At 48.9% G+C, this 15,715-nt stretch carries 13 protein-coding genes; 9 read left to right on the forward strand and 4 right to left on the reverse strand.

Annotated elements, in window-relative coordinates:
* A partial coding sequence (locus ACTHUM_RS09155; RefSeq protein WP_440402828.1) for a class I SAM-dependent methyltransferase occupies nt 1-273 on the forward strand: 273 nt, incomplete at its 5' end.
* Between the two features lie 166 nt (nt 274-439).
* Here ACTHUM_RS09155 and ACTHUM_RS09160 read toward each other — a convergent pair.
* Entirely contained in the window at nt 440-1,570 is a 1,131-nt protein-coding gene (locus ACTHUM_RS09160; protein WP_003685623.1) for a polyamine ABC transporter substrate-binding protein, read from the reverse strand.
* A 250-nt stretch (nt 1,571-1,820) separates the two neighbouring features.
* Between ACTHUM_RS09160 and alaS the strand changes: the two genes are divergently transcribed.
* The 3 genes from alaS to ACTHUM_RS09175 all read left to right on the forward strand — a co-directional run bounded on the left by alaS (nt 1,821) and on the right by ACTHUM_RS09175 (nt 6,048).
* Entirely contained in the window at nt 1,821-4,715 is a 2,895-nt protein-coding gene (alaS, locus tag ACTHUM_RS09165; protein WP_070822080.1) for an alanine--tRNA ligase, read from the forward strand.
* 163 nt (nt 4,716-4,878) lie between these two features.
* Entirely contained in the window at nt 4,879-5,142 is a 264-nt protein-coding gene (locus tag ACTHUM_RS09170) for a hypothetical protein (protein ID WP_049351259.1), read from the forward strand.
* Nucleotides 5,143-6,048 carry a TIR domain-containing protein gene (locus tag ACTHUM_RS09175; protein ID WP_070849820.1) on the forward strand — a complete coding sequence of 302 codons (906 nt, stop codon included), beginning with the start codon at nt 5,143-5,145 and terminating at the stop codon, nt 6,046-6,048.
* A gap of 396 nt (nt 6,049-6,444) precedes the next feature.
* Here the strand turns inward: ACTHUM_RS09175 and ygfZ are convergent, their stop codons facing one another.
* The 3 genes from ygfZ to ACTHUM_RS09190 all read right to left on the reverse strand — a co-directional run bounded on the left by ygfZ (nt 6,445) and on the right by ACTHUM_RS09190 (nt 10,470).
* On the reverse strand, nt 6,445-7,302 hold the full coding sequence (gene ygfZ, locus ACTHUM_RS09180) for a CAF17-like 4Fe-4S cluster assembly/insertion protein YgfZ (protein WP_440361123.1): 858 nt from the start codon (nt 7,300-7,302) through the stop codon (nt 6,445-6,447).
* 122 nt (nt 7,303-7,424) lie between these two features.
* On the reverse strand, nt 7,425-7,988 hold the full coding sequence (locus ACTHUM_RS09185) for a peptidylprolyl isomerase (protein WP_049332503.1): 564 nt from the start codon (nt 7,986-7,988) through the stop codon (nt 7,425-7,427).
* 199 nt (nt 7,989-8,187) lie between these two features.
* Nucleotides 8,188-10,470, reverse strand: a complete 2,283-nt coding sequence (locus tag ACTHUM_RS09190) for a TonB-dependent receptor (protein WP_070695658.1) — start codon at nt 10,468-10,470, stop codon at nt 8,188-8,190.
* A 233-nt stretch (nt 10,471-10,703) separates the two neighbouring features.
* Between ACTHUM_RS09190 and ACTHUM_RS09195 the strand changes: the two genes are divergently transcribed.
* The 5 genes from ACTHUM_RS09195 to ACTHUM_RS09215 all read left to right on the forward strand — a co-directional run.
* Nucleotides 10,704-12,470 (forward strand): ABC transporter ATP-binding protein/permease, encoded by a 1,767-nt coding sequence (locus ACTHUM_RS09195; protein WP_070695659.1) that lies wholly within the window; start codon nt 10,704-10,706, stop codon nt 12,468-12,470.
* A 146-nt stretch (nt 12,471-12,616) separates the two neighbouring features.
* Complete coding sequence (locus ACTHUM_RS09200; RefSeq protein WP_049322164.1) at nt 12,617-13,342, forward strand: glycosyltransferase family 2 protein; 726 nt, start codon at nt 12,617-12,619, stop codon at nt 13,340-13,342.
* Nucleotides 13,343-13,346: 4 nt separating this feature from the next.
* Complete coding sequence (locus ACTHUM_RS09205; RefSeq protein ID WP_070695660.1) at nt 13,347-14,276, forward strand: LpxL/LpxP family acyltransferase; 930 nt, start codon at nt 13,347-13,349, stop codon at nt 14,274-14,276.
* 26 nt (nt 14,277-14,302) lie between these two features.
* Complete coding sequence (locus ACTHUM_RS09210) at nt 14,303-14,740, forward strand: acyl-CoA thioesterase (protein WP_070625666.1); 438 nt, start codon at nt 14,303-14,305, stop codon at nt 14,738-14,740.
* A gap of 103 nt (nt 14,741-14,843) precedes the next feature.
* The coding region (locus ACTHUM_RS09215; protein ID WP_440402829.1) for an MATE family efflux transporter at nt 14,844-15,715 on the forward strand (872 nt) is incomplete at its 3' end.

Genomic DNA, 15,715 nt, shown 5'->3' on the forward strand with positions numbered 1-15,715 from the left:
AAACCGGGCGGCACCCTGCTGGTGTTGGAATTCTCCAAAGTGTACAAACCTTTGGAAGGCGTGTACGACCTCTACTCTTTCAAACTGTTGCCGATTATGGGCAAACTGATTGCCAAAGATGCCGACAGCTACCAATACCTCGCCGAGTCCATCCGTATGCACCCCGACCAAGAAACCTTGAAGCAAATGATGCTGGATGCAGGCTTCGACAGCGTGGATTACCACAACATGAGCGCAGGCATCGTTGCCCTGCATAAAGGCGTGAAATTCTAAGGCCGTCTGAAACAAACACAAAGGGCGTGATTGATAGACACGCCCTTTGTTTTTAAACCTTACCCAAGCCAATCTGACACAAAACAAAGGCCGTCTGAACAGCCGTAAAATGAAATTAAGGATTTCGGTTACACCATTCAGACGGCCTTAATACGTTTAAATCAGCTTATGTCCCTGCTTTCACGCTTTGCCATTGGCGGACCATAAATTTCAACGCCGCCGGTTGGATAGGTACCATGATAAAGCTGTTTTTCAAATCTTCATCAGTCGGGAAAATCGTATTGTCGTTTCTAAACTCTTCATCCATCAGCTCTTGAGCCGGTTTGCTGGACGGCGCATAAGTAACAAAATTGCCGTTTTTCGCCGCAACTTCAGGATCTAAGAAATCATTGATATATGCATGGGCATTGGCCACATGTTTGGCATCTTTCGGAATCACAAACGAATCCACCCAAATCCCCACGCCTTCTTTCGGCATCATCACACGGATTTTTTCCTTGCCGCCTGCTTCTTCCGCACGGCGTTTGGCAATGTTCAAATCACCGCCAAAACCAATCGTTACACAAGTATCGCCGCGTGCCAAATCATCGATAAAACCGGACGAGGTAAACCGCTTGATGTACGGACGGTTTTTCTTCAAGACTTCCGTAGCCGCCTTAATATCAGCCGTTTCGCTGCTGTTTGGATTTTTACCCATATAGTTCAACACCATAGGATAAATTTCCGCCGCGCTGTCCAAATAGCTGATGCCGCATTGCTTGAGTTTGGACGTGTATTCGGGGTTAAACACCAAATCCCATTGATTGTCCGGCAGCTGATCCGTGCCCAAAGCCTTTTTCACACGCTCGGTATTGATAGCGAAGGTGTTAGTACCCCAATAAAACGGAACGGCATATTCATGCCCCGGATCGACACCTTCCATCAGCTTCATCAGTTGTGGATTCAAGTTTTTATAGTTGGGAATAAGGGATTTGTCGATTTTTTGATACGCACCTGCCTTAATCTGCCTACCGACAAACGCATTGGAAGGACCCACGATGTCGTAACCCGACTTGCCGGTCAATACCTTGCTTTCCAGCGTTTCATCGCTGTCATATACATCGTAAGTTACTGCGATACCGTGTTTTTTCTCAAACGCGGCAACCGTCTCGGGATCGACATATTCCGACCAGTTGTAAATGCTCAATACCTTTTGATTATCGGTTTGAGCCGCCTTGTCGGCAGAAGTTTTGTCCGAGCCGCCGCAGCCGGCCAGCGCCAGCGCAGTCAGTACGATGAGGGGCAGATGTTTGGTCATTATCATTCCTTGCGTATCCGGTTGAAAATAGAGAGGCATTATAAAGCAGGCAAGCCCGAGCGGATAGGCTTCATTGTTAAAAGATATCGTCCCGCTTAAGGCCGTCTGAAAGATAGGTTGCAGCCAACTTAAAACCTTTCTGCCGATAGCTTGAAATATGGTTTTGCGGTAAGATAACGCCCATTCGTTTTTAATCGCAACGCGCCGTCCGGGCCGTCTGAAATCCTTGTAAAAAATTTATCGAGACATTATGAAAACCACCGAACTACGCCAAAAATTCCTAAAATTTTTCGAATCTAAAGGCCACACCATCGTCCGCTCCTCCTCGCTCGTGCCACACGACGACCCGACCCTGCTGTTTACCAACGCAGGCATGAACCAATTTAAAGACGTATTCCTCGGCTTTGACAAACGCCCCTACAACCGCGCCACTACCGCGCAAAAATGCGTACGCGCAGGCGGCAAACACAACGACTTGGAAAACGTCGGCTACACCGCCCGCCACCACACCTTCTTTGAAATGATGGGTAACTTCTCCTTCGGCGACTACTTCAAACGCGACGCGATCCACTTCGCTTGGGAATTCCTGACTTCTCCCGAATGGTTGAATATCCCTAAAGAAAAACTCTTGGCGACCGTTTACGCAGAAGACGACGAAGCCTACAACATTTGGTTGAACGAAATCGGCATGCCTGCCGAGCGCATCGTCCGTATCGGCGACAACAAAGGCGCGAAATACGCATCCGACAACTTCTGGCAAATGGGCGACACCGGCCCTTGCGGCCCTTGCTCCGAAATTTTCTACGACCACGGCGAAGAAATCTGGGGCGGCATTCCGGGCAGCCCTGAAGAAGACGGCGACCGCTGGATCGAAATTTGGAACTGCGTATTCATGCAGTTCAACCGCGACGAACAAGGCAATATGAATCCGCTGCCTAAGCCTTCCGTCGATACCGGCATGGGCTTGGAGCGTATGGCCGCCGTCATGCAGCATGTTCACAGCAACTACGAAATCGACTTGTTCCAAGACCTGCTCAAAGCCGTTGCCCGCGAAACCGGCGCGCCATTCAGCATGGAAGAACCCAGCCTGAAAGTCATCGCCGACCACATCCGCTCCTGCTCCTTCCTGATTGCAGACGGCGTATTGCCTTCCAACGAAGGCCGCGGCTACGTATTGCGCCGCATTATCCGCCGCGCTGTACGCCACGGTTACAAACTCGGTCAGAAACAGGCGTTTTTCTACAAACTTGTGCCCGATTTAGTCAAAGTAATGGGTGATGCGTATCCTGAGTTGAAAGAGAAACAGACACAGATTATGGAAGCCTTGCGCGCGGAAGAAAGCCGCTTCGGCGAAACGCTGGAAAAAGGCATGGGCTTGTTCAACCAAGTGCTCAACGGCATGAAATTCCTGAAACTGGAAAGCCTGCTGCCGCAAGACGGTGTGGGCAAACCACTGACATTGAAAACTGCAGATGGTGTGGAATTTACCGCCGCTTCCCGTGTTACTCCGGGCAAAAAGCAAATCGTTATCCGTCCTCGAGTTTCAGGCAGCCTGAACGAAGGCATGTATATCGATTTGCAGGCTGCTTTGGAAACCGCCCATATTCCCGACGCGGAAAAACCGTTTGCCGAAGCCTTGAACACCTACTTGATGGACAACATCGCCAACAGCAAACTCGTTATCGGCGGCGAACACATCTTCAAACTCTACGACACCTACGGTTTCCCCTACGACCTAACCGCCGACATGGCGCGCGAACTGGGCATCGACTTGGACGAAGCAGGCTTCGAGCGTGAGATGGAAGCCCAACGCGCACGCGCACGCGCCGCACAAAGCTTCAAAGCCAACGCCCAACTGCCTTACGAAGGTCAGGACACCGAGTTTAAAGGTTATAGCGAACGCCAAACCGAATCCAAAGTCCTCGCCCTCTACAAAGACGGCGAGCAAGTCAACGAATTGAACGAAGGCGACGAAGGTGCCATCGTTATCGACTTTACCCCGTTCTATGCAGAATCCGGCGGTCAAGTCGGCGACGTCGGCTATATCTTCGCAGGCGAAAACCGCTTTGAAGTACGCGATACCCAAAAAATCAAAGCGGCCGTATTCGGTCAATTCGGCGTACAAACTTCAGGCCGTCTGAAAGTCGGCGACAGCGTTACCGCCAAAGTGGATGACGAAATCCGCAATGCCAATATGCGCAACCACAGCGCGACCCACTTGATGCACAAAGCCCTTCGCGATGTATTGGGCGAACACGTTGAACAAAAAGGCTCTTTAGTTACCGCCGAATCCACCCGTTTCGACATTTCCCATCCTCAAGCAGTAACTTCCGAAGAAATCGCCGAAGTCGAACGCCGCGTCAACGAAGCCATTTTGGCCAACGTTGCCGTCAACGCCGCCATTATGAGCATGGAGGATGCCCAAAAAACCGGCGCCATGATGCTCTTCGGCGAAAAATACGGCGACGAAGTACGCGTACTGCAAATGGGCGGTTTCTCTACCGAATTGTGCGGCGGTACACACGTTTCACGCACCGGCGACATCGGCCTCTTCAAAATCATCAGCGAAGGCGGTATTGCCGCAGGCGTACGCCGTATCGAAGCCATCACCGGCCTGAACGCACTCAAATGGGCGCAAGATCAAGAGCGTTTGGTTAAAGACATCATTGCCGAAACCAAAGCCCAAACCGAAAAAGACGTACTGGCGAAAATCCAAGCAGGCGCGGCACACGCCAAAGCATTGGAAAAAGAATTGGCACGCGCCAAAGCCGAACTCGCCGTCCACGCAGGCGCCAAACTCTTGGACAACGCAAAAGACTTGGGCGCAGCCAAACTCGTTGCCGCCCAAATCGAAGCCGATGCCGCAGCCCTGCGCGAAATCGTGACCGACTTGACCGGCAAATCAGAACAAGCCATCGTATTACTCGCCGCAGTAAACGACGGCAAAGTTTCCCTGTGCGCAGGCGTATCCAAACCGTTGACTGCCAAAGTCAAAGCAGGCGATCTGGTTAAATTTGCAGCCGAACAAGTCGGCGGCAAAGGCGGTGGCAGACCGGACTTGGCACAGGCCGGCGGCAGCGATGTCGAGAAACTGCCCGCGATGATTGAGAGCGTGAAAGATTGGGTCGGCGCGAAGCTGGCTTGATGTGGAAAGGCCGTCTGAAACGTGTTTTCAGACGGCCTTTGCCAACTATCTAGCCGTAGATTGGGTCTCGATCCAACAGATTTTGTGAAATATAAGAATGTTGGGGCATGCTCCAACCTTATATATCCTATAATCATTATATTTTTAACTCAAAGGATTTGAAATGAAATCTCTTTTGAAAAATCTCAATAAGCTAGAACTGATACTTAACGAATTAGAGGCGCAACCAATTAATCTTAAATTTGATCCATTTGACCCTTTGAGTATTGAATCAGCCATTCAGGAATATAATTATGGTCTTGATTCAATAGCAGGAGATGAAATTAATAATCCAATAATTTCTTCGCTATTAGAGGGACTCAAGGAAAATGCACGTAGTGAAATTATTAGGGAAGCAGCCGAAGCACGACTCAAAAAAGGTGAATAAATGGGATTAGATATTTTTGAAGAAATTAATAATGCTATATTGGACTTGCAATCATCGGAACTGCAAACTTTTGAATGGTCATTAAAAAGGTTAAACGAACTATTAAATGATGAAGTTTTAAAAGTTCACAACGATGAGCTAACAGAAAATTTAAACTTAGAAAAACTTCTAGAAGATAGCTCTAACACAGGTGGTAGTTTTGTTGGTAGCTCAAAATTATTGTTACCAACAGATATGAAAGAAAGATTGGGCTATATTATTTTGCTGGTAAATTGGTTATCTAATGATACCAACGAAGTACTTGATTTTTGCCATCACTATTTCTATAGCGGCAATAAAATTATTGCAGGAATTCATAGCTTTAATAGGCAGGTATTAATACCATTTGCTCGAGATTATAAAAATTACATCACAAGGAAAGGGGCTAATATGGAAGTAAAGAACTCATCAATAGTATCTAATAACGTATTTATAGTGCATGGGAGAGATGATTTATTAAAAGTAGAAGTGGCAAGACTTATTGAAAAACTAGGTTTATCCGCAATAATTCTACATGAGCAACCAAACTCAGGAAAAACTATTATTGAAAAAATTGAAGAATATACGAATGTTGGATTTGGAATTGTTCTATATACACCCTGTGATATTGGTGGTCAAAAGTTAAGTAATTTAGATACCGATTTAAAACCAAGAGCCAGACAAAATGTTGTTTTTGAACATGGTTATCTTATAGGGAAACTAGGAAGAAATAAAGTGTGTGCATTGGTTAAAGAAGAGGTTGAATTTCCATCAGATATTAGTGGTGTCGTATACCAGAAAGTAGATGACGCGGGAGGATGGAAGTTAAAATTAGCTATCGAATTGAAACAAGCAGGATATTCCATTGATCTAAATATACTGTGTTAGCAGCAGTAGGTCGGGCATGAATGCCCGACCTACAAATCCAAGTTTTCCAACTAATCGTCAGTTTTAAATCTTTGTAAGGCCGTCTGAAAACCCAAACCCCGTTTTCAGCAAGCCGTAGCCCGCACCCCTGTCAACCGCGTGCGTGGCTAGACCACACACCCTACCACTGCGGGCGACGCAAACCTTAAGATTGAGGTGTAGGGTGTGTGCGGTACGCACGCACGCGGTTTTTGTTGCTACCGAATGATTCCAAACCATGCCGTAATCCAGTCGGCAGCAAACGCAGCTTGGGTCATGTACCAACAAAACTCAATATCAAAGGCCGTCTGAATTTCAGACGGCCTTTCTGTTTTCATTTCAAGCTGATATTTAAGCTTTTTGTTCAATCATCTAACATCAATCTTTCTCTACCGTAAAAAACAGTTCTTCCTGTTTCAAAGCATTGCCGTCTGCATCGGTCAATGCTGCTTCCGTTACGGAAAACTTGATAACGGCGAGGCTGAGGCTGCCTTGCTCTGTGAGTGCAGTATTAAGAATAACGCCTGCTTCTTCCTCGCCGACTTTGACGGCAATACCGGCGGCTTCTAAAGAATCGCCGCTTAATACGGCCAGACCGCGTTTGACTTGGCCTCGGTATTGGGCGCGGGCGATGATTTCTTGGCCGGGGTAGCAGCCTTTACGGAAATGGACTGCGCCGATGATATGTTGGTTGAGCATTTGGGCAACAGCCGCTTCTTTGGTTGCGGCGCAAATCCACGGATAGCCGCTGCGGATTTCGTGCAGGTTCCACGCGTTTTCGGCTCCTGCTTGATATTCGGCTGCATTTTCAGCTACTGAAATTTTCAGACGGCCTGTGTGCGGCAAGGCAATTTCTACGGTGTTTTCTTGAATTTGGGCTGAAAAAGACAGTTGCGGTTCGGTAGCAGGATGAGGTTCTGCATTGTCTGCCAACTCGCCGCTTACTGCTAAATCAGGCATCAGCTCGAAGACGACTTTTGCACGCAAGACAAACATTCTCAGGCGTTTGACGATGGCTTCGGTCAAATCTTGAGCCATGACCAACAGTAAATCTTCTCCGCGATTGACGACCAACATATTGGCCAACACACGGCCTTTAGGCGTATTGTATGTAGCATAACATGCTTGACCAGAAGCTAAATTATTAATATCGTTGGATAATTGACCATGAAGAAATGAAGCTCTGTCTTCACCGCTGACACGGACAACGCTGAAAAAAGGCAGGCGGGTTTGCATAATCGACTCCTTAAATGGTAGATGCTGAATTATCGCCCAAATTGCCGCTTATTATCAAATAAATAAATTCAGGCCGTCTGAATGTTTCAGATGGCCTGTTGTTTGGGTTCAAACAATCAAAATTATTTGATGCTGACTTTACGGATAATCACGGCTTCGGTTGGAACGTCTTGATGATAGCCGCGTGTCGCTGTTTTCACTTTGCTGATTTTACGGACCACGTCCATGCCGGAAGTGACTTTACCGAAAACGGCATAGCCGTAGCCTTGAGGGGTTTTGCTTTTGAAATTCAAAAAGTCGTTGTCGGCTGTATTGATAAAAAACTGGCTGGTTGCTGAATTCGGATCGCCGGTGCGCGCCATAGCGATGGTGCCGACGTTATTTTTCAAGCCGTTGTATGCTTCATTGGTGATGGCTTTATCGGTGGATTTTTGAACCATTTTCTCGGTAAATCCGCCGCCTTGAATCATAAAATTGTCGATAACGCGGTGGAAAATCGTGTTGTCGTAAAAACCTTTTTTGGCATAATTGACAAAGTTTGCCACGGTTTTCGGCGCTTTGACTTCATCCAATTCCAGTTGGATGTTGCCCATATTGGTTTCAATCACGGCATGGGTAACCGCTTGCGCTTGCACGGAAAGTGAGAGTGCGAGGGCGCACAGGGTCAGTTTGATGGATTTTTTCATATGTCTTCTCGAATGATGTATTGTGAAAATGGAATATTAACCTTGTTTCGCGTGAAATCCATAAAAAACATGTAAGATTTTTCAAGCAAAAAACATAAGGCAATCAAATCAGGCCGTCTGAAAAGGGATAAAAAACAAATTTTTGCTTTTTATCATTCCTTTTCAGACGGCCTGCTATTACGGTCAAACCGAAATCAGATTAGAAATCCAATTCCGCTTTCAGCCAGTAAGTACGCGGCATACCGACGACGGCGAAGCTGCGGTCGTATTGGCCGCGCTGTACTTGCCAGTAGTTTTTGTTAAACAGGTTTTCTACCGAGCTGCTGACGGTCAAAGTATTTTTGCCCAGTTTGGTTTTGTAGCGCGCGCCTACGTCAACCAAGGTATAGGACGGGAAGGCGTATTGTTTTTGCGTGTCTTGGTAAGACTTACCAAAATACGAAACATTGCTGCTCAAGGTCAAGCCTTTGGTAAACGGGGTATCCCATTCCAAACCTGCTTTGGCAATTACGCGCGGATTGGCAACTTGTACGCCGTTAACCAGCATATCACGTGAATTTGGGTAGTCTTTCACGGTCGATTGCAGATACATCAGGCCCAAAGTCGGACGCAAAGTATTGTTGAGCAAGTTCGCGTAGGTATTGAACTCAATACCGCGGCTGCGTTCCATGCCTTGTTTGTCGCCTGCCGCGCCGCCCAAAGCTTTATACGCGGCAAAGTCTGTTTTGCCGGTGGTAGAACCGCGCCAGTAGCCCGGACGTTTGATTTGGAACGCGTTTAACGTGGTCACGAAATTGCCCCAGTTTTTACGCACACCCACTTCAAACTGACGGCTGACACGCGGTTTAGACATGGTGGTATTACCGTCATCGTCGGTTTTGATATCCGCAGGCTCCAAGTCTTCCATGTAGTTGCCGTAAACGACCAAATCAGGTTGCGGCACCCACGCGGCCATAAACATAGGACTGAAGCGTTTGGCATCGCCGCTTTGGCCTGCTTTTTTATCGGTATATTCAACCGCTTGGAAACGACCGCCCAAAGTCAGACGGTATTTGTTGTCGGCAAAGCCCAGTGTATCAGACAAGGCTAAGCTGTTGACTTTGATATTGGCATCAAGATTGGCAGAGCTTTCCCAATCGGTTGCATAGTCCGGTTGGAAAGAATCAAGTTGCTCAGCAATATCGCCGCTTGCAGAAATTTTCGCGCTGCTGCTGCCTGCTGACAAACCGCGCGTAGTGGCGCGTTGACGGATAACACGGTCAAAAGCCGTACTCCAGTTATGCGTAACCGGACCGGTTTCAAATTCGCCTCGCGCAGACAGGTTCATGCTTAAAGTGCGGAAGTATTGGTCGGTCAGACGGGCCGTACCGGTGTTGTAGTCATAGTTGCGGGCCGTTACTTTGCCGCTGGCGTTTGTGTTTTGCGCATCGGTACAAGTACTGGTGGCATTCAAACATACAGTAGGGGAAATCAGCGTACCGTAATAACGCGCTTTGTTGTAGCCGATACCGCCTGTAATCTGTGCATTGTCGAACGCATCCCATTCAAACGTCAGCATATTGGTTTGGCCGACGGTGTTTTGCCAGTTCCAAGAAGGCAGCAGGTTGGTTTTACCGTCAGGTGCATCAAACAGACGGCCTTGCAGGTTTTGAATGTCCTGCATACGCGCGCGGCCGCCGTTGGTTTTGCGTTTCGCGTAGATGGAGTCGAACGCCACGCGCACTTTTTCGCCGCGGTAGTCGGCATTTAAAGCAAATTCTTTGTTGTCTTCGCTGTAACCGTGGCGCGGGGTGTCGCCGTGGCGCAGTTTGCCGTTGGCGCGTACGCCGAATTCTTTGTTTTCGCCGAAGCGTTGGCCCAAGTCGAACGTACCTTGGGCGCGGTTGTTGCTGAACCAGCCCAAACCGATTTTGCGGTTGCCTTCGTCGGCGGCTTTTTTGGTTTCGATATTGACGGAACCGGATACCGCGCCTTCAGGGTCCATGCCGTTTACGGCGGTGGACGCGCCTTTAATCAGTTGTGCGGAGCCGGCTTGCACGCTGGCCGTACCTTGTGTGCCATACATACCGGCCAAGCCGTTGACGCTGAATTGGCGCGAGTCAAGCTGATAACCGCGGAAATACAGGCCGGTCAAGGTATTACTTTCGCCGCCAAACTGCCAAACGGAAGCGTCTTTTTTCGCTACGGCATCTACCAAAGTACGCGCTTCGGTATTATTGAGGGCTTTTTCGTCGTAATTGACCACGGTAATCGGTGCGGTAAAGGCATTGGCTTTACCCAATACACCCAAATTCACACGGTCGCGCATATCGCCGTCACTGGCAATAGAATACGAGCGTGCGGCCTTCACGCGTTTGGCGTTGGCGTGGACTTTGACTTCCTGCACTTCTGCATGGGCTTCGGGAGCAGGAGTGGCTTCATCGGCGGCGTAGGCGAATGCGCTTGCAACCACAAGCGGCATTAAGGCTAATTTGCTTTTCATAAATTCCTTCTGAGTTGAAATATTAATAATTCTTATATCGGGTAAAAAATTACAAAGTAATTTAGCTTTGTGATTATATTTGATAAGATTCCTACTTTCCACAAAAACAAATAAGAACTGTTTGTAAATACAAAAATACAACAGTTTGAAAAACTATTTTCATAGTGATCATAATTTAATAAATTTGCCGTCCTTTTCAGACGGCCTTTACGACCCTTTTAGAGAATACACCCATGCAAAAATGGCAAACCGAGCTTTATTCCTCACCGTCTTGGTTGGTGCAGACCTTGTTGATGGTCGCCGCAGCTTCGGCGGTGATTCTGTTTTTTGCACGCAACACACGCTTCGGGCGCGAGTTTAGCTATATCCTGCGCCTTTGCCTGACGCCGAAAAGTGCAGTTAAAGTATTGCTGCTGATTACGGCGATGATTACGTTGCTGTTAACCGAAGTGCGGCTGAATGTGTTGAGTACATTTATGTCCAAAGGGCTTTACGACTCGATGCAGGATTTGAACGCCTCCGCGTTTTGGATGTTTGCAGCGATGAATGCGGGCGTGGTGCTGATACGGGCGTTTAACAACGTCGTCAACGACTTTCTCGATCAAGGCTTGGCGATTAAATGGTCGGAGCGGCTCAATGAAGTTTTGACTTCGCGCTGGCTTGCCGACAAAAACTACTACCGCCTGCAAATGCGCCGCCATGCGCCGGACAATATCGACCAGCGTATCCAACAGGACGCGCAGGAATTCATCGCTTCGACCATCGAATTTGTGCGCGGCATGGTCAATTCGGTCGTTACCTCGCTGGAATTTGCCGTTGTTTTGTGGGGTTTGGCGGGCATCCTGACCGTGTTCGGCTTCGATATTCCGCACGGCATCGTTTGGTTTGTCTATATGTTTGTAATTTTGGCGACCTTTATCGCCATGTGGATAGGCAACCCTTTGATTCGTTTTAATTATGAAAACGAAAAACTCAACGGCGACTACCGTTATTCCCTTGTCCGCGTGCGCGACCATGCCGAAAGCGTCGCGTTTTACAACGGCGAAAAACACGAACACGACCAGCTTGCCGACCGCTTCAAAGCCATCATCCGCAACCGTTGGCGCATCGCGCGGCAAAGCGTCTGCTTAAGCGGCTTTAACGATATGTTCACCAACGGTATCAAGCTCTTCCCCATTATTTTGCAAGCCCCGCGCCTGTTTGCCGGACAAATCAAAATCGGCGACATCCAGCAAACCGTCCAAGCCTTCGCACGACTGCAAAACGCGCTGTCTTTCTTCCGGATGTTCTACAACAAATTCACCGCCTACCGCGCCCGATTGGAACGTCTATACGGCTTTTTGCTGAGCACGGAAGAACAACACACTGCACAACAACCCGAGCTTACTGAAGTTTCAGATGGCCTGATCTTGGAAAACGTCGCCCTATACCGCCACAACGGCGAAGTTTTATTAGACGGCATCAACATCAACCTCAAAAGCGGCAATTCCCTGTTGATACGCGGCCCGAGCGGTTGCGGTAAAACTTCATTGCTGCGCGCGCTGGCTGGGCTTTGGCCTTTCGGCAGCAGTGGTAAAGTCAGCCATCCACCGCATCAAGACATCCTCTTCCTGCCGCAACGCCCGTACACGGCGCAAGGCAGCCTGCGCGACGCGATTTGTTACCCCGACATCGACAAACAGCATCCTGAGTTAGCCGAAGCCATGAATACCTGCCGCCTAGGTTATCTCATTGATAAATTGGACAAAACCGACGACTGGCAACACAAACTCTCCCCCGGCGAACTGCAACGCGTCGCCTTCGTCCGCGCCCTGCTCTCCAAGCCCAAAATCATCCTGCTCGACGAAGCCACCGCCGCTTTGGACGAACCGACCGAAGCCATGCTCTACCGTGCTTTAAAACAAAAACTGCCCGACAGCATCATCATCAGCATCGGACACCGCAGCACGCTCAACGAGTTCCATGATTTATGCCTCGATGTCAGTCATGTACAATGCTGAATTAATGGCATATAAAAGGCCGTCTGAAACAGTGAAAAACGAAATCAAACGATTTTGTCAGTGCCGTTTCAGACGGCCTTTTCAAACGCTATGGCATGTTTATTTGTTATACTCTGCATTGTGTTAACGTCGCCTAAAGAATATTGATGAAAACCCTGGCCCTCATTCCACATTACAACCACCCGACCACCATCAGCCACGTTGCCGAAACCATGCGCAGCTTCGGTTTAAACGTTTTAATTGTGGACGACGGTTCACGCGAAGAATGCAAACCTGTATTGCAGGCTTTGGTTTCAGACGGCATCGATGTCCTTTACCGCCCCATTAACGGCGGCAAAGGCGCAGCGGTCAAAACCGGTTTGGAATACGCCGAAGAGCATGGTTATACCCACGTCTTGCAGGTTGATGCAGACGGCCAACACTGCTTAAACGATACACCCAAACTCCTTGCTGCTGCGGAACAAAATCCCGAAGCCGTTGTCTGCGGTTGGCCGCAATACGGCGACGACGCGCCCAAAGCACGGCTTTACGGACGCAAAATTACCGACTTTTGGAATATGCTGCACACTTGGTCATGCGACATCAAAGACGGCATGTGCGGCTTCCGCCTCTATCCGCTTGCACCCGCGCTATCCGTCGTCCGCGAAGAAACCGTAGGCGACCGTATGGACTTCGACACGGAAATCCTTATCCGCCTGTACTGGCGCGACGTCAAACCGGTTTGGGTTAAAACACCCGTCCAATACGCCGCCGACGGCGTGTCCCACTTCGATGCCTTTGCCGACAATGTCCGCATCAGCAAAATGCACACACGGCTGTTTTTCGGTATGTTGAAACACCGATTGGGCAAAGTTTTTGGAAAGGCCGTCTGAAACCATGACCGACCATAAACAAACCCATTGGGCGGCCCAACCCGAACGCGGCAGCCGCCTGTTTCTCGCCCTGACTACATTGATGGTGCGCCATCTGCCGGCCTTTTTAATGAGGCCGTGCATTTGGTTTGTGGTGCTGTATTTTTATGCAACCGCGCCCAAACCGCGCCGTCATGTCTTACGCTATCAAACCCGTCTTCAGACGGCCTTTCCCCATACCGTCCTGCCGAAACACAGCGTATTCAAACAATTCGTTGCATTTGGCGAAGCAGTTTGCGACCGTTTTGCCGTGTGGCAACGCAAAATCCGTTATGAAGATTTGGTAATTGAAGATCCGGACGACATCTATTCGCAAGTCAAGCGCAACGAACGCGGCCAGATTTTTGCCTGCTCACACTTGGGCAATACCGAAGTTTGCCGTGCGCTGGTGTCGCACCATAAAAATTTCAGACTCAACGTATTGGTGCACAGCAAACACGCGCAGGCATTTAACGAGGCATTGCAAAAAGCCGGCGCAGATCATATCCGTCTGATTCAGGTGACAGATTTGGACACCACCCTGATGATGGAATTAAACCACCGTATCGAAAACGGCGAATGGATTGCCATCGCGGCCGATCGCGTGCCTGTACGCGGCGAGAAAACCGCCGACATTAATTTCTTAGGCCACACTGCCCCTATGCCGCAAGGCGCATGGCTGTTGGCTTCGCTTTTAAAAACGCAGGTAAACACGCTGTTTTGCGTCAAACAAAACGGCCGCTATCATTTGAAACTGCGCCGCTTTACCGATACTTCCAGCTGGAAACGCGGCAACCGCGAGGCTGCCGTCAAAGACGCGATGCAGGGTTTTGCCGACATTCTGGCGCAAGAATGTGCGCAAAATCCGCTACAATGGTTCAATTTTTATGATTTTTGGGGCGAAGACGCCGTCTGAAACCATCACACTTACTCTTTTAAACCATGAAAAAACACATCTACTGCCAACACAGCTTTAAAACCGAAGTTCCTTTTTTTGACGTAGATGCCATGCACATCGTGTGGCACGGCAACTATGTCAAATACCTTGAAACCGCACGTTGCGCTTTTTTGTCTTCCATCGGTTATGACTACAATGAAATGGGGCGACAGGGGTACAGCTGGCCGATTGTGCAGATGAACCTCAAATACATCCGTCCTGCCCGTTTCGGCCAAAAAATCCGCGTTGATATGGATATCGTTGAAATCGAAAGCTGCCTGCGTATCGATTACACCATTTACGATGCTGAAACCAACGAAAAACTGACCCGCGCTTCGACTACCCAAGCCGCAGTATCGCTTTCAGACGGCCTGATGCAGTTTCAAACGCCGGACAGCTGGTTGGAAGCAGTAAAAAGACATCCGACTTTTAAGGCCGTCTGAAAAATTTAGCGATTAAACAACATATTGCCTGCTTATCAACTTTACCCTTTATAATTTTACGTTTCTGTTTTCAGACGGCCTTTATCCTCAAATCGCACACATTATGCTACTGAACCTCAACCGCTTTGCCTTTCCTGTTTTCTTAAAAGAAACCCGCCTGCTTACTGCCCTCGCCCTGCCTATGCTGTTGGCGCAAGTGGCGCAAGTGGGTATTGGTTTTGTCGATACGGTAATGGCTGGTGGCGCAGGTAAGGAAGATTTGGCCGCGGTGGCTTTGGGCAGCAGCGCATTTTCCACGATTTACATTACCTTTATGGGCGTGATGGCGGCGTTGAACCCGATGATTGCCCAGTTGTACGGCGCAGGTAAAACCGAAGAAGTCGGCAAAACAGGAATGCAAGGCATTTGGTTTGGCTTGTGTTTGGGCGTATTCGGCATGTTGTTGATGTGGGCGATGATTACGCCTTTCCGTCATTGGCTGACATTGAACAATTATGTCGAAGACACGATGGCGCAATATATGTTCTTTACCAGCTTGGCTATGCCGGCCGCCATGATACACCGCGCTCTGCACGCCTATGCCTCAAGCTTGAACCGTCCGCGCGTAATTATGTTGGTCAGCTTCGCGGCATTTGCGTTGAATGTACCGCTGAACTATGTGTTCGTTTACGGCAAATTCGGTATGCCTGCTTTGGGCGGCGCAGGTTGCGGCGTGGCAACGGCAGCGGTATTTTGGTTCAGCGCATTGGCTTTGTGGCTTTATATCACCAAAGAAAAATTCTTCCGTCCGTTTGGCTTGACGGCAAAAATCGGCAAACCCGATTTGGCGGCCTTTAAACAGATTTGGAAAATCGGCGCACCCATCGGCTTGTCTTATTTTCTAGAAGCCAGCGCGTTTTCGTTTATCGTCTTTTTGGTGGCGCCATTCGGCGAAGATTATGTCGCCGCGCAACAAGTCGTCATCAGCCTGTCGGG

Source organism: Neisseria sp. P0021.S006 (assembly GCF_051956895.1).